General features: G+C 67.6%; 20 protein-coding genes and 1 tRNA gene. 12 read left to right on the forward strand and 9 right to left on the reverse strand.

The genetic code is table 11. From position 1 onward, the window contains the following. The first annotated feature begins 26 nt into the window (after positions 1-26). The 6 genes from ABD768_RS11870 (at position 27) to ABD768_RS11895 (ending at position 5,797) form a co-directional block, all read left to right on the forward strand. Positions 27-572 (forward strand): P-loop nucleotide/nucleoside kinase family protein, encoded by a 546-nt coding sequence (locus tag ABD768_RS11870; RefSeq protein ID WP_344840227.1) that lies wholly within the window; start codon positions 27-29, stop codon positions 570-572. 146 nt (positions 573-718) lie between these two features. After that, positions 719-2,974, forward strand: coding sequence for an ATP-binding protein (locus tag ABD768_RS11875; RefSeq protein WP_344840229.1), 2,256 nt, complete (start codon positions 719-721; stop codon positions 2,972-2,974). Positions 2,975-3,022: 48 nt separating this feature from the next. Then, positions 3,023-3,715, forward strand: coding sequence for an RraA family protein (locus tag ABD768_RS11880; RefSeq protein WP_343976137.1), 693 nt, complete (start codon positions 3,023-3,025; stop codon positions 3,713-3,715). Positions 3,716-3,728: 13 nt separating this feature from the next. Beyond that, positions 3,729-4,565 (forward strand): oxidoreductase, encoded by an 837-nt coding sequence (locus tag ABD768_RS11885; protein ID WP_344840231.1) that lies wholly within the window; start codon positions 3,729-3,731, stop codon positions 4,563-4,565. A gap of 16 nt (positions 4,566-4,581) precedes the next feature. Continuing rightward, complete coding sequence (locus ABD768_RS11890) at positions 4,582-5,115, forward strand: hypothetical protein (RefSeq protein WP_344840233.1); 534 nt, start codon at positions 4,582-4,584, stop codon at positions 5,113-5,115. Positions 5,116-5,260: 145 nt separating this feature from the next. Next, positions 5,261-5,797, forward strand: coding sequence for an RICIN domain-containing protein (locus tag ABD768_RS11895; protein ID WP_344840236.1), 537 nt, complete (start codon positions 5,261-5,263; stop codon positions 5,795-5,797). On the opposite strand, the gene ABD768_RS11900 is transcribed toward ABD768_RS11895, so the two are convergent. Continuing rightward, entirely contained in the window at positions 5,794-6,657 is an 864-nt protein-coding gene (locus ABD768_RS11900; RefSeq protein WP_344840239.1) for an arylamine N-acetyltransferase family protein, read from the reverse strand. The genes ABD768_RS11895 and ABD768_RS11900 overlap by 4 nt on opposite strands. Positions 6,658-6,717: 60 nt before the next feature. On the opposite strand from ABD768_RS11900, the gene ABD768_RS11905 reads away from it, so the two are divergent. Next, on the forward strand, positions 6,718-7,737 hold the full coding sequence (locus tag ABD768_RS11905; RefSeq protein ID WP_344840242.1) for a lactonase family protein: 1,020 nt from the start codon (positions 6,718-6,720) through the stop codon (positions 7,735-7,737). On the opposite strand, the gene ABD768_RS11910 is transcribed toward ABD768_RS11905, so the two are convergent. Together ABD768_RS11910 and ABD768_RS11915 are read right to left on the reverse strand one after the other, a co-directional pair. After that, positions 7,738-8,061: a hypothetical protein gene (locus ABD768_RS11910; protein ID WP_343976121.1), complete on the reverse strand. Its 324-nt coding sequence runs from the start codon at positions 8,059-8,061 to the stop codon at positions 7,738-7,740. Continuing rightward, positions 8,058-8,921, reverse strand: coding sequence for a phytanoyl-CoA dioxygenase family protein (locus ABD768_RS11915; protein WP_344840245.1), 864 nt, complete (start codon positions 8,919-8,921; stop codon positions 8,058-8,060). The genes ABD768_RS11910 and ABD768_RS11915 overlap by 4 nt, the downstream gene beginning before the upstream one ends. 110 nt (positions 8,922-9,031) lie before the next feature. On the opposite strand from ABD768_RS11915, the gene ABD768_RS11920 reads away from it, so the two are divergent. Together ABD768_RS11920 and ABD768_RS11925 are read left to right on the forward strand one after the other, a co-directional pair. After that, entirely contained in the window at positions 9,032-9,829 is a 798-nt protein-coding gene (locus tag ABD768_RS11920) for an AraC family transcriptional regulator (protein ID WP_344840248.1), read from the forward strand. Positions 9,830-9,839: 10 nt separating this feature from the next. Continuing rightward, a complete protein-coding gene (locus ABD768_RS11925) occupies positions 9,840-10,574 on the forward strand; it encodes a GNAT family N-acetyltransferase (protein ID WP_344840251.1) in 735 nt (244 codons plus the stop codon). Here the strand turns inward: ABD768_RS11925 and ABD768_RS11930 are convergent. Both ABD768_RS11930 and ABD768_RS11935 read right to left on the reverse strand, forming a co-directional pair. Then, positions 10,571-11,452 (reverse strand): phosphotransferase enzyme family protein, encoded by an 882-nt coding sequence (locus ABD768_RS11930; protein WP_344840254.1) that lies wholly within the window; start codon positions 11,450-11,452, stop codon positions 10,571-10,573. The two genes, ABD768_RS11925 and ABD768_RS11930, sit on opposite strands and share 4 nt — an antisense overlap. Before the next feature lie 54 nt (positions 11,453-11,506). After that, positions 11,507-11,998: a YajQ family cyclic di-GMP-binding protein gene (locus tag ABD768_RS11935; RefSeq protein ID WP_343976105.1), complete on the reverse strand. Its 492-nt coding sequence runs from the start codon at positions 11,996-11,998 to the stop codon at positions 11,507-11,509. 101 nt (positions 11,999-12,099) lie between these two features. Between ABD768_RS11935 and ABD768_RS11940 the strand changes: the two genes are divergently transcribed. The 3 genes from ABD768_RS11940 to ABD768_RS11950 all read left to right on the forward strand — a co-directional run bounded on the left by ABD768_RS11940 (position 12,100) and on the right by ABD768_RS11950 (position 13,974). Beyond that, positions 12,100-12,182: transfer RNA gene (locus ABD768_RS11940), tRNA-Tyr, on the forward strand. A 153-nt stretch (positions 12,183-12,335) separates the two neighbouring features. After that, the gene (locus ABD768_RS11945; protein ID WP_344840257.1) at positions 12,336-13,442 is read left to right on the forward strand and encodes a hypothetical protein; all 1,107 of its coding nucleotides are present in this window, start codon (positions 12,336-12,338) and stop codon (positions 13,440-13,442) included. A 319-nt stretch (positions 13,443-13,761) separates the two neighbouring features. Continuing rightward, complete coding sequence (locus tag ABD768_RS11950) at positions 13,762-13,974, forward strand: hypothetical protein (protein ID WP_344840260.1); 213 nt, start codon at positions 13,762-13,764, stop codon at positions 13,972-13,974. A gap of 52 nt (positions 13,975-14,026) precedes the next feature. On the opposite strand, the gene ABD768_RS11955 is transcribed toward ABD768_RS11950, so the two are convergent. From ABD768_RS11955 to nuoK, 4 genes are read right to left on the reverse strand one after another with little or no spacing between them, the layout of a single operon-like run. After that, the gene (locus tag ABD768_RS11955; RefSeq protein WP_343976094.1) at positions 14,027-15,481 is read right to left on the reverse strand and encodes an NADH-quinone oxidoreductase subunit N; all 1,455 of its coding nucleotides are present in this window, start codon (positions 15,479-15,481) and stop codon (positions 14,027-14,029) included. Beyond that, on the reverse strand, positions 15,478-17,031 hold the full coding sequence (locus ABD768_RS11960) for a complex I subunit 4 family protein (RefSeq protein ID WP_344840263.1): 1,554 nt from the start codon (positions 17,029-17,031) through the stop codon (positions 15,478-15,480). Before ABD768_RS11960 ends, ABD768_RS11955 begins: the two co-directional genes overlap by 4 nt. Then, positions 17,028-18,794 carry an NADH-quinone oxidoreductase subunit 5 family protein gene (locus ABD768_RS11965; RefSeq protein ID WP_344840267.1) on the reverse strand — a complete coding sequence of 589 codons (1,767 nt, stop codon included), beginning with the start codon at positions 18,792-18,794 and terminating at the stop codon, positions 17,028-17,030. Before ABD768_RS11965 ends, ABD768_RS11960 begins: the two co-directional genes overlap by 4 nt. Next, positions 18,791-19,129 (reverse strand): NADH-quinone oxidoreductase subunit NuoK, encoded by a 339-nt coding sequence (gene nuoK, locus ABD768_RS11970; RefSeq protein ID WP_343976085.1) that lies wholly within the window; start codon positions 19,127-19,129, stop codon positions 18,791-18,793. The genes ABD768_RS11965 and nuoK overlap by 4 nt, the downstream gene beginning before the upstream one ends. Between the last annotated feature and the right edge of the window lies 1 nt (position 19,130).

The raw sequence follows: 19,130 nt of genomic DNA on the forward strand, positions 1-19,130 counted from the left end.
ACCGGACAGGCCGCTAAGGTGCCCGGATGTCGTCGAAGCCCATGCTCATCGTGGTCAGCGGTCCCCCGGGCAGCGGCAAGACCACACTCGCCCACCGGATCGCGGCCGCTGTCGGTTGTCCGGCGATCTGCCGGGACGAGATCAAGGAAGGGATGGCGCACGCGACGCCGGGGTTCGTGCCGGGTCCCGCGGATCCGCTGACGATGCGCACGCTCGCGACGTTCTTCGACGTCATCGGCCTGCTGATCGGTCGCGGCTCGACGGTGGTGGCCGAGGCCGCGTTCCAGGATCGTGTCTGGCGGCCGGGGCTGACGCCGTTCCTAGGGCTGGCCGAACTGCGGATCGTGCACTGTGAGGTCTCCGCCGAGATCGCGCACGACCGCATCGCCACCCGCGCCACCGAGAACACCCTCCGCAAGGCCCACGAGGACGGTCACCGTTCCGCGGAGACCTGGCGCCGCGGCCACACCGCGTTCGACCCGATCACGCTGCCGGTCCCCACCCTGACGGTCGACACCACCGACGGCTACCAGCCGAACCTCCCGGCGATCATCCAGTTCCTTGACCGCTAGTACGCGGCCCAGCCCCCGATAGTGCGCCACAGCTCCCCCAGCCCGTCCGACGTCCCTGTACGCCGTACAGCCTCCGCGCACCGTCCGTTGCCGGCCACCGACAAACACCCCGACAAACGCCGAACCGGCTGGCTACCATCGGACAGATGCAGCCGGCCGAGGGGGAGTTCCGCGAACTGCTGCGCGCCTACCGGCAGCGCGCCGGCCTGACCCAGGAGGAACTGGCCGAACGCGCCGGCCTCAGCGTCGACGCCATCGGCCTCCTCGAACGAGGCGAACGCCGCCGCCCCCAACGCCAAACCCTCACCGCCCTCGCCGCCGCCCTACACCTCACCCCCACCGACCGGGAGGACTTGGAACGCGCCCGCCAAGGGGAGCTGATCACCCGCTCCCCCGGCACCCCTGGCGAACGACGCCCGCTCCCGATCCCGCCCAATCCCCTCCTCGGCCGCACCACCGAGGTCGCCTCGGCCATCACGCTGCTGGCAGATTCATCAGTCCGCTTGCTGACCATCGTTGGCCCGGGAGGAGTGGGCAAGACCCGCCTCGCACTGGAGATCGCCAGCCAGTTCGCTGGTGGCGCGGCGCTCTCGCCCGACGGCGAGTTGGTAGCGGGGGCGCCAGCGGATGGCGAGGATTCAGCGGCACCCGCGCGGCCCACGGACGTCCCGGGTCGGGCGGGGCTGGTGTTTGGGGGTGGGGTGGTGTTTGTGGGGTTGGGGGATTTGCGGGAGGTGGGGCAGGTTGGGGTGGAGGTTGTTCGGTCGTTGGGGGTGAAGGAGCGGGGTGGGACGGACCCGGTAGCCAGGGCGGTCGAGGCTATCGGGGGTAGTGCGATGTTGTTGGTGGTCGACAACTTCGAGCATTTGGTGGCGGGGGCGGGGGTGGTGGCGGAGTTGCTCGCCGCGTGCCCGCGGCTTCGGGTGCTGGCGACCAGTCGGACGCCGTTGCGGGTCAGTGGTGAGCGGGTGTTTCCGTTGCGGCCGTTGGACGTTCCGGAGGAGTTGTCGGCCGGTGAGTTGCTGACACTGCCGGCGGTGGAGATTTTTGCCCGGCGGGCGCTGGCCGTCGTACCGGGATTTGCTGTGTCTGCTGGGAATTCGGGGACTGTCGCGGCGATCTGCCGGAAGGTGGACGGGTTGCCGTTGGCGATCGAGTTGGCGGCGCCGTGGGTGCGGGTGTTGTCGGAGCAGGAGCTGCTGGAGCAGCTTGGCAAGCTCGAGTTGCTGGCGGATGGGCCGCGGGACCTTCCTGAGCGGCATCAGGCATTGCGGAACACACTTGCCTGGAGCAACCAATTGCTGACGGCGAGCCAGCAGCGGGCGCTGGCCGCGTTGTCGGTGTTCGTCGGTGGTTTCAGCACAGAGGCGGCGATCGCGGTGACGGGGGCGTCGGTGCGGGATCTCGCCGCGCTCGTCGACAGCAGCCTGGTGACGCCGGACGGGGAGCGGTTCCGGTTGCTGGAGATGGTTCGGCAGTACGCCGATGAGCAGTTGCAGCCGGCGGATCGCGAGGCGGTACTGGCGAAGTACGACGCGTATTTCTTCGAGCTGACCGCCCGCGCCGAGATGGTCGGCCCGGACGAGACTCGCTGGAAGCTCCGGCTCGCCGCCGATGACGCCAATGTCGACGCTGCCGTCGGACATGTGGTTGCGACCGGCGATCCGCAGCGGTCGATCCAGTTCGTGCGGCAGCTCTGGAGGTACTGGACCTGGCACGGCCGCCTCGCCACAGCCGACCACTGGCTCGCCGCCGTCCGTGGGCTGCTGGACGATTCCGTCGACCTGCTCATCAAGGCCAAACTGCTGCTGTGGAGCGCGACTACCGCCCGGCTGCGCGGTGAGTACGACCAGGCAGAGCAGTTCTTCCTCGCCTCGGCCGAGCTCGCGACGCAGGCCGGCGACCTGAACACGGCCAACGCCGCAACCCACAACCTCGGCATCGTGTACTACGACCTCGGCCGGTACGACGAAGCGGCCGAGTACTTCCGGACGACCGTCACGAAGGCGGCGCACATGGACAGCCGCTACGGCCTGGCCTTCGGCCTGACCTCCGTCGGCGACGTCGAACGCCGACGCGGCGACTCCGCCGCTGCGGGCGCCGCGTACCGGCAAGGTCTGGAGATCTTCCGCGAAATCGACCACGACCGGGGAATCGCCCAAGCACTCCTCGGACTCGCCCACCTGGCCGCCGACGACGGCCGCACCTCCGAAGCCGGCGACCAGTTCATCGAAGCCGCCCGCCTGACCGAAGGCCTCCAGGACCCACTGGCCGCCGACTGCCTCGACGGCCTGGCCCGCCACTACACCGCCATCGGCAACCACCCCGCCGCCACCGACGCGACCACAGCCGCCACCACGCTCCGCCACCGAATAGGCGCCCAGTCCCACGTCAGTCCGTAGTACTGGAACCTGCTAGCTCCGTATCAATCATCTGACTAAAGTCAGGGAATGGTTGATCTGCTGAAGCGGTTCGAGAATCTGACCACTGCTCATGTCGCCGACGCCTGCCTGCGCGCGGACGTTCCGGTGCGGACGGTGTCGCTGCTGCCCGTCACCTCGGGGCGCGTCGCCGGCCGGGTGCTGCCCGTACGCCACGTCGGGAGCGTCGACATCTATCTGGAGGCGTTCGAGTCGGCCGAGGCCGGTGATGTGCTCGTCGTCGACAACGGCGGGCGCCGGGACGAGGCCTGCGTCGGTGACCTGGTCGCCGAGGAGGCGAAGGCGGCCGGCGTCACCGGCCTTGTCGTCTGGGGGTTGCACCGCGACACCGTCGACGTCCAGGCGGTGGGTCTGCCCGTGTACAGCCTCGGCGCGCTGCCGACCGGCCCGCTACGGCTCGATCCGCAGGCGCCTGACGCTTTGGAGTATGCGGTCGTCGGCGAATGGACGGTCACCAGGGCGGACGTAGTACTGGGTGACGAGGACGGCGTCATCTTCATCCCGGCCGGCCGCGCCGACGAACTGCTCGACCTCGCCGCCTCGATCCAGTCGACCGAACGACGCCAGGCAGAACTCATCAGAGCCGGTACTTCGCTGCGCCGGCAAGTCGGTTTCGACGCCTACCTCGCCGCCCGCAAGGAGCGTCCGTCGCTCACCTTTCGCGAGCATCTTCGCGGTGTCGGTGGCGCGATCGAGGAGTGAGTAGGCTCCTTGCGTGTCTTCTGACGAGCTGACCGCGGCCGCCGCGGGGACCTGGAAACTCGGCGACCTCACCGTCAACCGGATGGGCTTCGGCTCGATGCGGTTGGCGGGCAGTCCGGATCGCGAGGTGGCCCTCCAGGTCCTGCGGCGCGCGGTCGAGCTCGGCGTCGACCACATCGACACCGCCGCCTTCTACGGGCCGGCGCTCGACCTGATCCGGGAGGCGCTCTCGCCGTACCCGGACAACCTCGTCATCACCTCGAAGATCGGCCCCGGAGACAGCCCGGAGCGCGGTTTCCACAACGCGACGACCGCGGCCGAGTTGCGCGTCCAGCTCGACGAGAACCTGCGCCGGCTCGGCGTCGACCACCTCGACGTGGTCAATCTGCGGATCATGAACCAGCCCGGCGAGTCGCTGGCCGAACGCTTCCACTGGCTCACCGAGTTCCGCGACGCCGGCCTGATCCGCCACCTCGGCATCTCCAACGTCAGCCCGCACCACCTCGACGAGGCGGAGGCGATCGCTCCGGTCGTCTGCGTCCAGAACCGCTACTCCCTCGAGACGTCCCGCTCCGACGACGCCTTCATCCAGGTCTGCGCCGACCGCGGAGTCGCGTACGTCCCGTTCTTCGCCATCGCCGGTACGACGGGCACGGCCGCGACCGCAGTACAAACCGTCGCCAAGTCCCACAACGCCACAGACCAACAGATCCGCCTGGCCTGGACGCTCCACCAATCCCCCACCGTCCTGGCCATCCCCGGCACCGGCAACCCGGCCCACCTCGAGCAGAACATCGCCGCAGCAGCCATCATGTTGTCCACGGAGGACCTCACCCTCCTGAACGCCTGACCGACCGGGGGACGTCATGCGCAAGAAGATCCTGCCCATGGCCTTGGTGCTCGTACTCGTCTTCGGCGCCTGGCTGGCAGACCATCTCAACGGCTCCTCGCTGGACGTAGGCGACGGCTCGACCACCACCGGACTGAGCAACCCACGCAAGGGCGACGAGATCTACTACCTGGCGCCCTCCGTGGTCAACAAGAGCCGCCAGCCGCTCGAACTCGTCGCCGTCGAACCGCAGACAACCGACCCCGGCATGGAGTTCATCGAGGCCCGGCTGTACCCCGCGCCACCCCGCAAGGAGGGATCCTGGCTCGCCTGGTCCCCCGGCTCAGGAGAGAGCTCAAGCCCGCCGACCCTCCCCTCCAAGCCGATCGGCGGCCAACAGATCGCCCCCGAGTCCACCCTCGAAGGCATCATCTACCTCCGCTACCGCGTCACCTCCGACGCCCGCCCGCTGCACTCCTCCGGCGTAAAGATCACCTACCACCGAGGCTTCCGCAACCACAGCCAGGTAATGGACACGATCTACGAAGTCACCCCACCCACAAACCGCTGACGCCCCACGCCGGCCATCAAAACCCGGCCAACCCCCTTCAGTTGCAGCCCCTGCAGCTAGTTGCAATTCTTTTTTCCACCGTTGACCCACGCCCCCGGATCGCATTCCCTATGACTCCGGAGCAACAACCAACGGAGGATCACCCGTGCGCGCTCGACGACGAATTGCCGGACTCATCGCGCTGGCCGGCGCCGGCTGCCTGACGGCCGGCCTGGCAGTGTCCGCGAACGCCTCGTCTCAGACGGAGAACGTCTACCCTGTCATCAACCTCACGACCTGGGAGACGCTGAAATGCGTCGCCGTTCCCGGCGCCAATCCGGCCGACAAGGTGCAGGTGATTCAGTTCCCTTGCAACATCAAGTTGGACTCAGAACAGCAGTGGGCTGTCACGGACGTGGGCCTGGACGACTACGACAACAGTTCCTACATCTTCAAGAACAAGAAGACCGGGAAATGCCTGACGGCGGCCGGCGGCAACGGCGGACCGGTCTGGCAATACACCTGCCTCGCCGCGCACGACAACCAGATCTGGTCCTACGACAAGGCCTATCGGCTGCACAACCACAGCAGCGGGGACTGCCTTGCCGTACCAGGCGGACCGCGCGAGGACGTCGTGAAACTGATCCACTGGACCTGCGGTGACGGCAAGGAACAAAAATGGACCTTGGTCCCGCCGGGTTAACCGTGCTGCTGGGCTGCCAGGAAGTTCTCGTACTGGGTCCAGACCCGGCGCCATAATGCGTCGCGGTCGGCAGCGGTGAAATGCAGTAGGGGTAGCTGGAAGAGGTCGGCGAGGACTTCGTAGTACTCGGGCTGGGAATCGATGATTTTATTGTCGATCCGGTCTTTGTACGTTTGGGTCAGGCCGACGGAGCGTAGGGCCGCCATCTGGCCGGGGCGGCGGAGGAATGCCGAGCAGGTGCGGACGAAGGGTGAGTCCGGGGACAAGGAGAGGTGTTGGTGCTGGGCTTCGAAGTCGGTGAAGGTCGCGGGGGCCGACTCGAAGTCCATGCCGATCAGGCCGGCTCGGGGGTCGTGGTCGAGGCGCCAGCCGTCGACGAGGTCCGACTTCCGCAGCGTCAGGGTGAAGGGGTCCTGGTACGCCGATGCGCCGGCCTGCAACGGCATCGGGGTCAACAGGCCGTCGCCCAACCCCGCGTCGACCAACCACGTCTCCCCGTCGAGTTCGACCGTCAACACCATGTGACTCGCGTCGACGACGGCTGGTCGGGTGGCCGTCTGGACGCCACCGCGGTGCAGCGTCACGTCGTACCCGAGTGAAGTCAGCAGGTGCGCCAGGACTCCGTTGAGCTGGAAGCAGTACCCGCCACCTTCCCTCGCGATGATGCGCCGAGCAACCGCCTCGGGGTCCATCGACCCGCCCTGTCCGAACTGGAACTGAACCGACTCGTACGGGATGGTGCCGACAAAGGCCTCGTGCAGCTCCGACAGCCCCTCGACGCTCGGGGCAGCGTGCCCGGCGGCGTACGAGGAGGCATGCGACGCGAGGCCGATGCGATGCAGGAAGGCGGCGGTGTCCATGGGCTGAGCCTACGAGCCCCATGGGTGCTTGCGGTTGACTTACCTGGCAGGGTGGACGCCATGACCTCGGAGCAGATCTATGTCGGCAGTTACACCCTTCGGGACGGTGGCGGTGAAGGCATCGGGTTCGGTACCACGGAGGAGTTGCAGGTCGCCGCGGCGACCGCCAATCCGTCGTTCCTGACCATCTCGGCCGACGGCCGGTACCTCTACGCGACCAACGAACTGCCGTCCGGCCGCGTCAGCGCGTTCGCGATCGCGGACAGTGGCGTGCTGGAGTTCCTCAACCACCAGCCGACCGGCGGCGCCGACCCGTGCCACCTGGAGATCGACCCGTCCGGCAAGTTCCTGTTGTCGGCCAACTACAGCTCCGGCTCGATCGCGGTCCACCCGATCAAGGAAGACGGTTCGCTCGGCGACCCCAGCCAGATCCTGCAGCGCGAGGGCAGCGGCCCGAACGAGGAGCGCCAGGAGGGCCCGCACGCCCACCATGTCACCTTCGACCCGTCCGGATCGTTTGCCTTCGACATCGATCTCGGGTCGGACAGCGTGTACGTCTCGACGCTGAGCAAGGAGGGCCGGCTGGAAGAGGTGAGCCGGCTGCAGACCCACCCGGGCGCCGGGCCGCGGCATCTGGTCTTCCACCCGGGCGGCCACGCGGCGTACCTGATCAACGAGCTCGACTCGACGCTGATCGTGCTCAGCCACGCCGAGGGCAAGCTGGCGATCGCCGAGACCGTGTCGACGCGGCCGGACGGCGCCGAGGGCGACAACTTCCCGGCCGAGGTACTGGTGTCGGCCGACGGCCGCTTCGTCTACGGCTCGAACCGCGGCGACGACACGATCGCGGTCTTCGAGACCGGCGCCGAAGGCCTCGAAGCCGAGCTGATCCAGACAATCAGCTCCGGCGGGACCTGGCCGCGGCACCTCGCCTTCAGCAAGGATGGCTTGCAGCTGTACGCCGGGAACGAGACCTCGGACACCATCGCGGTCTTCACCGTCGACCAGAGCAGCGGCGCCCTCACCGCAACGGGGACGCCGCTGAACTGGCCGAAACCGGTCTGTGTCCTGCCCTACTAGTCAGATCGCGACGAGCTTCTCGAAGAAGAACTCGTGCTTGAGGAACGACACGTCGTACTCGTGACCCGGCTGCGGCGGCAGCAGCTGCGCGGCCTGGAAGAGCCGCCAGCCGTCCTTGAGCGCGTCGAGTCCGCTGGCGTACGGCGGGACGTCGGAGTCACCCGTGGTGGGTGTCGTCGCACCGGTCCCGTCGTACGTCGACCAGCCGACCGTGCGCGAGTCCAGCGCGGATGAGGCCAGGTAGAGCACCAGAACCTGCTGGCGCACAACCTGCTCGCCGATGGCCTGCAGGCCGAGGGCTTGCTGGTCGGGGGTGATGCTCATGCCATCTCCTTCTTCGCTGCGTGCGGGTTGAGGCTGCGCTGGGCGACGACGCGGCGCGGACGGTTGGTCACCCGGGTGACCCAATAGTCCGGGTCGTAGGTGTCATCGCCGGTGAGGGCCTGCCACAGCTTGACCCGGTTGTAGATCTCCAGCCGGCCGGTGGCGTTCTCGTACCAGGGGAAGTACTGGCCGAGCTCCTGCGCGACGGCGTCGTCGTACAGGTCGTCGGTGTTCCACAGCCGGACCTGGCGGACGGTCGGGTTGAAGCGGATCTTGAACATGTACCGGTCGATGGCGCTGTCGTTCTTGCGGCCGCCGTGCCAGATGCCGTGGTGGAGCAGCACGACCGTACCGGGCGGGCAGGTGAGCCGGGTCTGGCCGAGCAGGTTCTGGTACCGGCCGGTGTCGGACTCGTTGGTGCGGCGCAGGTGGCTGCCCGGGACGCTGAGGGTGCCGCCCATCTCGAGCGTCACCTCCTGCGGGTAGTACATGAGCTGGACGTCGAAGGCGTCCTCGCGGACGTCGATGATCGCGTCGCCGTGCAGGTTCTGCGCCTCGCCCTCGTGCGCCTTGCGGATGTGCACGGCGTGGTGGTCGACGGTCGGCTCGGGGCCGACCAGGCTGTGGATGGCGCCCGCGACCTCGGGCAGTTGCACCAGCCGCTGGACGAACTCGCTGTCCACGAACGCCTCCGACAGCGGGGTGCCGTACGGGACGCCGGGGATGCCGGCCTTCAGGACGTCGAGCGCCTGCTGGTTCATCTCGTCGGGCACGACGGCGTCCATCCGGAACGCGCCGGTGGCGACGAAACTCGCCATCTGGACGGAGGTGAGGAGGTTCTTGCGATGCGGATGCGGCATGTCTCTCCCTTTCGGGGCGACTAGTGCTGGTGGTTGCTACTCCTCCAGGCTAGGTTTCCTCGCGCTGTGTTTGTGTGGGTTGTGTTCACCATTGGTGGTAATTTCTCACCATGATTCCGTTGCACCTGGCCGAGCCGCCGGAGCTGGTGAACGTCGGCGTCGGGGTGCACGGGGTGCGTGGTTTGCGGGATGTGTTCCGGCTGCCGGATCTGTGGCAGTTCCACCTCTACGGGTACTCGGCCGACCTGACGGTGGGCGGTACGACGTACCCGGTCGCCCCTGGGTCGGTCAGCCTGACCCCTGCCGGAGTACCGGTGCAGTTCGACTACCGGGGTCGCTCGGAACACCTCTTCGCGCACTTCCGGCCGCGGATCGCCGGCGAGCCGTCATACGTGCCTGTCGTCCAGGACGCCGGTACTACGGCCCCTGTCCTCTCCGACATGCTCCGCTCAGCCATCGGGGCCTCACCAAGCGGCTCTCCTCGGGTAGTGGCCGAGGTGTGGGCCGCGCTGTGGCGGGTCGCCCAACTGTCCGCGCCCCTGACCGAAGGCGGCGTAGCGGCCGGCCACTCGGCAGTGGCGGCAGCGATCAGCTACATCGAGGCCAACCTCGCACGGGCTCTCACTGTGCCCGCCCTAGCCGCCGCAGCCGGCGTATCCCACAACCACCTCACCAGACTCTTCCGCACCGAAACCGGCATGACAGTAGTCGCCTACATCCGCCAACGTCGCATGGCCCGAGCGCGCCATCTCCTGGTCTCCACCACGCTCTCCATCCCTGCAATAGCCGCCACTGTCGGCATCCCCGACCTACAGGCCTTCAACAAGACCTGCCACCGCGAACTGGGCGGCGCGCCACGCGCAGTACGGGCTGGAAATGCGGTGGCCGCGGGTACTCGGCCGGTCTAGCGTTTGGGGCATGTACGAGCTGATCCCGGTAGCCTCCGCGCCGGAACTGGACGCTGAAGCAGAACAGCGGTTCGTGGAGGAGTGGCCCGAGTTCATCTTCCACGACGAGGTGGTGCACCAGTACCGCGATCGCCGCCGCTCGTACTTCTCCGACTGGGAGTTCTACCTCGTAGACGACACCCGCCGCCTGATCGGCGGCTGCTGGGGCGTCCCCCTCCCCTGGAACGGCACCGTCCCCGACCTCCCCGGCGGCTTCACCGACTCGTTGGTCCGCTCGGTCGACTCCTACGAGGCAGGCGCCGAGCCGGACACCTTCGTCCTGATGGCCGCCGCCGTCCGCAACGACGAACAAGGCAAAGGCCACGCCAGCCGGGTCATCACCGCAGTCAAACAACAAGCCCTGACCCGCGGCCTCACGCGCATGATCGCCCCCGTCCGCCCCACCCTGAAATCCAGCTACCCCCTCACCGACATCGCCGAATTCATGACCTGGACCCGTGAAGACGGCCTCCCCCTGGACCCCTGGCTCCGCACCCACATCCGCCTAGGCGCCACCCTCCTGGCCCCCGCCCCCATCTCCCAAACAATCACCGGCACCATCCCCGAGTGGGAGTCCTGGACCGGCCTAGCCTTCCCCTCCACCGGCACCTACGTAATCCCGAGCGGCCTAGCCACCCTCGCCATAGACAAGCCCTCCAACACCGGCCTCTACACAGAACCCAACATCTGGCTCCGCCACGCCTAGCTCAGGGCCTGTACTACGAGGCCGTCTGGGCCGAGGACTTCTTGGAGGATCTCCAGGGACTCTGCACGGTCGGGGCCGGTGATGGCTTGTTCGGCCCAGAGGGCTACGTCTTCCAGGGCTCGGGCTGAGCGGTAGTAGGTGAGGCGGGTGGGGTCCAGGGCGGCTGAGCCGTAGCCGGCGAAGAAGGCGGCTTGGTCTGCTTCGGTGGTGGGGCCCAAGGAGCCCATGCCGCCGAGCATGAAGAGGAGGTCTTGCTCGATGGGGGCCAGTACCGCGTCGTCCCAGTCGATCAAGTAGAGCTGCTCGGGTGTGACGAGCACGTTGCCCAGGTGCGGGTCGGCATGGCAGATCACGCGGGGGCTTGCAGCCGGGGGCTGGGCAGTGCGCTCCACGAGGGCGTCGACCGCGCCCTGGTGGGCCAGCCAGGTGGTGGCGAGCTCAGCCTCCAGGTCGTCCTCAGGAGCCCGCGTGGCGAACCTCTGGCCGAGTTCACCGGCCAGGGCCGGCATGCGGGCGTTGATGGGGTTGAGGGGCGGCAGTAGCGCTCTGAGCCGGTCCGGTACCGCCTGAGAATGCACCTCGGCCAGCAGTCCGCCGTACTGCCTCCACTGGTCCGTGGTGAGGCCCGTCTCGGATGCGCGAGCTCCGTCGATCCAAGGGGTCAGGGAGAGGCGCCTGCCTTCGCGGGTCGTCCAGAGGGCGCCGGCGGGGGTCCTGATGGGAGCTGGGACGCCACGGACGCCGGCCTCAGCCAGGTACGACGTCACCTCGTACGCCGCCGTCGTGCCGCCGGTGGTCCACTTCACGGCGTACTGGTCGGCTCGCCAGACCTCGGCCCCGGTGTCGGCGCCGTGGTGGATCTGGGTGAGTTCGGTCACGTCGAGACCGAAGTCGTCCCTGATCCACCTGCGCAAATCCGGCACCGGCGAGAGTCAGCGGTAGTTGACGAACTGGACGGCGAAGTCGAGGTCCTGGCCCTTGATCAGGGACTGGACGGCCTGCAGGTCGTCGCGGCTCTTGCTGGAGACGCGGAGTTCGTCGCCCTGGATCTGCGCCTTGACGCCCTTGGGGCCCTCGTCGCGGATCAGTTTGGAGATCTTCTTCGCGTTCTCCTGGCTGATGCCGGCGCTGATGGTGGCCTGCAGCTTGTAGATCTTGCCGGACAGCTTGGGCTCGTCGACCTCGAGGCCCTTGAGCGAGATCTGCCGCTTGACCAGCTTGTCCTTGAGTACGTCGAGGACGGCGTTGCAGCGCTCCTCGGTGTTCGCCTGCATGTCGATCGCCTCGCCGGACAACTTGATCTCGGCGCCCACGTTCTTGAAGTCGAACCGCTGGCTGATCTCCTTGGCCGCCTGGTTCACGGCGTTGTCCACCTCCTGCTGGTCGACCTTGTTCACGATGTCGAAGGAGGACTCCGAAGCCATGGGCACGTCCTTTCTGAAGCTGACTGTCTTAACCGATTTGCTGTCAGGGCCACTGTCTGTTGTATCGTCTCTCACGCCGGTTCACGAACCGGCAGCACCCTGGCGGGTTGCCCGAGTGGCCAAAGGGAGCAGACTGTAAATCTGTCGGCTTATGCCTACGCAGGTTCGAACCCTGCACCCGCCACAGGAGCTGAAACAGCCCCCGGACCTGGAAACAGGCCGGGGGCTGTTCTCGTTGGCCCCGGCGATGCGATCAGCGGGGTGACGGGGAATACTTGCCGGGCCGGCGGGGGTTGGCTGTTGTGTCGGGTTGGCTAGAGGTAGGAGAGAGCAGGCGATGAAACCCACCGAGTTCGTGAAGGTGAACAGTCAGTTCTGGGGGGAGCACCTCAAGAGCGTGAGTGAGCACCTGCCGGGGAGTCATGGGCGCGAGTTGGTGGGGCCGTTGCTGTATCCGCGGCAGTTGGTGCTGACGGAGACGCCGGACTGGAACATCCTGGAGCTCGTCGGAGTGTCGAAAGAGTTCCGGTCGCTGGACGTCCGGCGGCAGAAGGCTGCGGGGATCGACGAGTACTTCGGCGCCGCAAAGGACCAGGCCGGTACGGTCGTGGTGCTGCGGAACGACGACCGGTACCAGGACGCGACGATCGCGACGGAGTACGGCCGCGCAGCCCTGGACAGCCGGTACCCGAGCGCTGAGCGAATCATCGGCCGCGAGCTGGTCGGCACCGGTGAGAGCAAGCTGCTGAGCTTCACCCCGGGCAACTACACGACGCTCGAGCGCGTACTGCTCGCCTCCAGCGTCGACACGTCCGTGCGGGTCCGCTGGACCTTCCTCGCGATCGCGATCCACCGCTCCGAGCCGGCCGACAAGTACCGCCAGTACCTGCAGCAGCTGGTCAACGAGGCCGCTCACCTCGACCCGATCGGCACGCTCGCCGTGCCGCGCGGTCAGGTGGAGGAGTTGCTGAAGGCCGAGCCGTTCGGGGCGACGTACCAGCACGGGCTGCACAAGACGACGGTCGGCGAGTTCCTGCAGCAGCACGAGGAGATCCTGCTGTCCGCGTTCAGCGCGACGCAGCTGGTCCGCGAGCCGGTGCTCGAAGCAGCAGACGGTACTTCGGTGACGCCCGACTTCATCCTCGAGCGCGAAGACGGCAGCCACATCATCGGCGACCTGGCCCTCCCCCTGCTCGAAACGGGCAAGGACGGCAAGAAGCGCCGTCGCTCGACCACCGCGCAGGACGGGGTCGCCCGACTCACGCAGTACGGGGAGTACTTCGCCAACGCGGAGAACCAGGCGTTCGCGAAGACGAAGTACAACGTGGAGGTCACCGACCCCCGCAAGCTCCTCGTCCTAGCCACCAACGAAACCACCACCGAGCCCGGCATCGAACTGGTCGACTACGACACCATCCTCCGCCTCGCCCTCGCTGCTAAGTAGAACTGAGCTCCACGACAGCGGCTGCGGCATTGAGACCGACGACCTTCCTGAGGTCATCGAGTCCTTCTTGCCCCAGCTGCTGCCGCCGGCAGCCCTGATGAGCAGGCCACCAGCGGGGTTGCGGCCCTGCCTGCCCGGCCAACATCGGGGCTGCAATCTCGCGCGCCCACCGGCAGGTTCTCGGGCTGCTCGCATGAAGCATCACGTCAGCGGCACCAAAACCTCCCAGCGAACGCTGTTTCTTCGCCGACTGACGCTCCACAGGTCGCTAGCGGGCGAACAACCCGCCAGCCAGCTCCAGATCAGCCTGGATGGACCCGTGAGATTCTGGTTCAGGCTCGCCAGGTCGGCCTGCGCCGACGTCAACTCGCCGATCGTCGAGCACATCACGTCGGACCAGATGACGAGCACCCGCGTCGGCACCGGCGTCGTGGTCGGGGCGCTGGACGGCTGCGGCGCAGCGCCCTTCTCCTCAGCCGGGCTCGAGCACCCGGTCAGTACGAGCAGCAGCCCCAGTACGGCGACCCGATGAACCATCGCAAAGGTCGCGCGGCCCTCAGGTGGCTCTGTCCTCAACCGGTCAACTAGTTGACCAGGGCGAACAATGTGCCGGGGAGGATCGACAGGACGACGGCGCCGCCGGCGCAGAGCGAGATGACGGTGACCGCGGGGGTTTCGATGTCGACGGAGAACGGGTCGTCGGCCGGGAGGCGGACCAGTTCGGCGATCCAGCGGAGGTAGACCGCCAGGCCGATCATCACGTTGAGAGCCATCACCACGGCCAGCCAGCCGTAGTGGGCGTCGATGACGGACTGGAAGGCGGCGAACTTGGTGAAGAGGCCCGCCAGACCTGGTGGTAGGCCTGCGAGGACGACCAGGAAGAAGATGAGGGCCGTACCGAGGCCTGGCTCCGAGCGGACCATGCCCCGATAGTCCGACAGCAACAGGCCGCCCGGCCGGTGGCGCTGGACCACAGCGACCGCCCCGAAAGCGCCGAGAGTGACGACGACGTACGCCGCCAAGTACGCCACCACTGCCTGCGCATCCCCGACCGCCAAAGGCGCCAGCAGGAAGCCGACCTGGCCGATCGACGACCATGCGAGCAGCCGGACCGCCTCGACCTGACGCAGCGCGGCCAAGTTGCCGACCGTCATCGTCAAGGCCGCCAGCACAGCCACCGCGATCCGCAGATCCGGCCCCGACGGCGTGATCCCGTACGTCACCAGCACGAGCAGCCCCGCGACACCGGCCGACTTGGAGACGACGGCGAGGAAGGCAGTCACCTCGACCGGCGCCCCGGCGTACGTGTCCGGCAGCCAGCCATGGAACGGCACCGCAGCAATCTTGAAGCCGAACCCCACGATCACGAACAACCCGGCCGCGAACGCCACCCGCCGCAGATCCGGATCGATCCCCGGCAACCGGTTCGCGATCGTCTGCAGGTAGAGCGACCCGGTCACGCCGTACAGGTAGGAAATGCCGAACAGCATCACCGCCGTCGACAGCACCGACACCAAAAAGGCCTTCAGAGCTGCCTCGGACCCGCGCCGATCCCGCCGCAACGCCACCATCGCGAAGCTCGGCAGCGACACCACCTCAAGAGCGATCACCACGGTCGCCAGATCGCGCGCCCCCGCCAGCACCGTCGCGCCGACCAGCGCGCTGAGCAGCAGGAAGTGGTACTCCCCCACCGGAATCTCAGCCGACAACAACCGGTACGCCGAAAGCCCGACGACCCCCAGGCCACCGATCAGCAGCACCGCCCACAACCCGATCGTCAGCGGATCGAGCACCAGGCTGCACTCAGCCGGACCCTCGACCGCAAAGCGGCAGAAGGCCGCCTTGAACCCGTTCCGCTGCGCCATCACGAAGGCGAGCCCGAAGACGATCACGCCCCCGGTGATCAACGTGGCCACCAGGTGCTTGGCCCGCTTGGAACCACTGCTCCAGAACCCGTCGATCAGCAGCACGGCGACAGCGCCCACCGCCAGTACCAGCGGTACGGCGATCGTCTGCCAGTCGGTCCAGGTGATCGTCATGCGAACGTCCAGTAGTCGAGCAGGAAGGGCGGCCAGAGTCCCAGGACGACCGTCAGCACGATCAGCGGCGCCCAGGTGATCAGCTCGATCCGGCTCAGGTCCACCGCGAAGGCACTGGCCGGGTTCTCGGCCGGGTCACCCTGGTTGAGCTGGCGGATGAGCTTGAGGAAGTACGCCGCGGTCAGTACCGCACCCAGCCCAGCGATCACCATCAGCACCAGGAACGTTGTCCGCGGCAACACATCCGCCGGATGGTAGGCACCCAGCAGGATCAGCATCTCGCCCCAGAACCCAGCCAGCCCGGGCAGCCCGAGCGACGCCAGGCACGCGAACGTGAGCAGTCCGCCGATGCGCGGCAACCGGGCGTACAGGGCGCGGCCGATCGCGCGCAGGTCGCTGGTGTCGTGCCGGTCCTTGATCGCGCCGGCCAGGAAGAACAGCAGGCCGGTGATGATGCCGTGGGCGATGTTCGCGTAGAGCGCGCCGGCCAGGCCCTCCGGTGACATCGTCGCGATCCCGAGCCCGATGAAGCCCATGTGGCCGACGCTCGAGTACGCGATCAGCCGCTTGACGTCCGTCTGCGCGAGGCAGGCCAGCGACCCGGCGATGATCGCGACGGTCGAGAAGCCGGCCAGGTACGGCGCGATGGTGGCCGTCGCGTCGGGCAGCACGGGGAGCAGGATCCGGATCATGCCGTAGCTGCCGAGCTTCAGCAGTACGCCGGCCAGCAGCACCGAACCGACCGTCGGCGCCTTCGCGTGCGCGTCGGGCAGCCAGATGTGCAGCGGCCACAGCGGCATCTTCACCGCGAGCCCGAGAGCGATCAGGACGGCCGCGATCAGCGCGATCCCATGCCCACCTGCGATTGGGTTCGAGCCCAGTACTTCGAGATCGAACGTCCCCGCCAGCCGATGCACCAGCAGGAAGCCGAGCAGCATCAGCGCCGACCCGAACACCGTCATCAGCACGAAGGTGGTCGCCGCCCGCCGTCGCCCGGCCGGGTCGTGATCGTCGCCCCAGATGTCGATCACCAGCCACATGGGGATCAGCACGACCTCGAAGAACAGGAAGAACAGCACCAGGTCGAGCGCCGAGAAGGTCCCGATCACACCCGTCTCGATGACGAGCAGCAGCGCGATCAGGGACCGCGTGCGGCCGATGCGCGGGGTGATCCGCAGCGAGTACAGGCAGCAGAGGAAGACGAGCAGCGCGGTCAGCACGATCAGCGGCAGCGAGATAGTGTCGACGCCGAGATGGAACCGCACGTCCAGCGCCGGGATCCACGAACTGTCGGTCTCGGCGAACGCGTGGATCTTGCCCGGCAGCGTGCGCGGCAGACTGTTGGTGTTCAGGTCGATAAGCGTCTCGAACTCAGGCTTCCGAGGCCGGATCAGATCCCACCACAGCACTGCCGAACCGACCAGCACCAGCCCGGAGACAACCGATCCGACGATCGCAGCAACGCGATCACCGGTCCCAGCAGGCAGTGCCCACAGGATCGCCGCAGTCAAAGCCGGTACGACGAGCAGCGCGATCAGCAACACGCTCATGAGCCGATCACCCCCGCCAGGATCGCCAGCGCGACCGCCCCGATCACGGCCGCCGTCAAGTACGTCTGCACGTTGCCCGTCTGCAGCCTCCGGAACCCGGCCGAGGCCAGTACGCCGGCCCGCCCGGCCCCACGCACATACCCCCCGATCACGTCCCGATCCCCGCCAACCGCCAGCTTCGCCAGCCACTGCACCGGTACGGCAAAGACCCGCTGGTACGCCGAATCCACCCCGAACTCACGCTCGAGCACGACCGGCCGCGGATCAGCCCCCCGTTGCCACAACGAGTACGCCGGCAGCGCGCCGAACAGTCCGAGCACCGTCGTCACCAACGCGATCGGCCACTTGAGGTGGACACCATCCGTGTAGCCCAGCCCGATGGCGCCGACCGCGAGCAGCACCAGCGGGGCGAGCATCAGCCACGACCCGTCCCGCAGCTTGGCGGTATCCGGCTCCTCGAGATCGGCCATCGGGTCGTCGTCCTCGAAGGCACCGAGCGCGCCCGCCAGGGCCGGCGTACGGAAGAAGACCCAAAGCCACAGGCGAACGCAGTAGAAGGCGGTCAGCGCGGCCGTCAGGCAGACCGAGACGAGCACGACCCAGCCGATCGTCGACCCGTCGCGGGCGTGCTCCCAGGCGGCCTCGATCACGGAGTCCTTGGAGAAGAAGCCGGCAAAGCCCGGTACTCCGGCGAGCGCGGCGAGCCCGATCGTCATCGTGATGAAGGTGACCGGCATCCGTTTCCGCAGCGCTCCGCGACGGGTGTACCGGCGCAGTACGACGAAGGCCGCGCTGCCGACCTGATGCAGGAGGACACCGGCGCAGAGGAAGAGCAGACCCTTGAAGGCTGCGTGCGTCAGCAAGTGGAAGAGCGCCGCGTGCCGTCCTTCGTGGGTGCCGAGCGAGAGGCCGGCGAACATGATCGCCAGCTGACTCACCGTCGACCAGGCGAGGACGCGCTTGACCTCGACGGCCGCCATCGCGCAGAAGGCGGCGAAGAGCATCGTCACGCAGGCGATCACGGCCAGCACGGTGAAGGTCGTCTCGGCCGCCGCGAACACGTCGTACAGGCGGGCGATCAGGAAGACGCCGGCGGCGACCATGGTGGCCGCGTGGATCAGCGCGCTGACCGGGCTCGGGCCGGGCATCGCGTCGGGGAGCCAGGTCTGCAGCGGGACCTGCGCGGACTTGCCGACGATGCCGACCAGGATCAGCAGCGTGCCGGTGGTCAGCAGTCCGGGCGAGATCTGCCGGTCGCCGAGCTCGGAGAGGGTGAAGGTCTTGTAGCCGAGGCCGAGCACGAAGATGCCGAACAGGAAGCCGACGTCGCCGAGCCGGGTCATCAGGAACGCCTTCATCGCACCCGAGCGGGCGTCGCGGCGTTCCCAGTAGTGACCGATCAGCAGGTACGAGCACGCACCCATCAGCTCCCAGCCGATGAGTAGCAGGAAGAGGCTGTCGGAGACGACCACGGTCACCATCGATGCGGTGAAGAGCGTGACGAGGGCCGTGTAGGAGGCCACACGTTCGTGGACGTAGGCGATCGAGTACACCTGCACGCAGAGCGAGACGACGCCGACGATCGCGAGCATGAAGACGGTCAGATCGTCGGTACGGACGCCGTAGCTGAGGTACACGTCGCGGCTGAGGAACACACCGCCGAAGCGCTCCTGCTGCGGGTCGACACCGTAGAGCAGGCCGGCGGTCAGCAGGACGAGCAGGGAGAAGCCGACGCCGATCACGCGCCAGGCGGTGGCGATCACTGCTCGACCTCGGTGTGCTCGCCAGGAGCGGCCTCGACCAGGTCGCGAGCCGCATCCGCGTCCACATGGCCGTGGCCGCGGAAGAGCAGCAGGATGATGGCGAGGCCCAGCCCGATCTCGGCGGCGGCCAGGGTGATGACGAAGACCGCGAGGGTCTGCCCGGTCGCGAGGCCGTCGACGCGCCAGGCGTCGAACGCGACCAGGTTGAGAGTGACCGCGTTCAGCATCAGCTCGAAGGACATCAGCATGGTGATCGCGTTGCGGCGCGCCAGTACGCCGTACACGCCGATGCAGAACAGCGCGACGGCGAGCAGGAGCGGGACGATGATCGGCATG

Source organism: Kribbella ginsengisoli (assembly GCF_039537185.1).
GTDB lineage: Bacteria > Actinomycetota > Actinomycetes > Propionibacteriales > Kribbellaceae > Kribbella > Kribbella koreensis.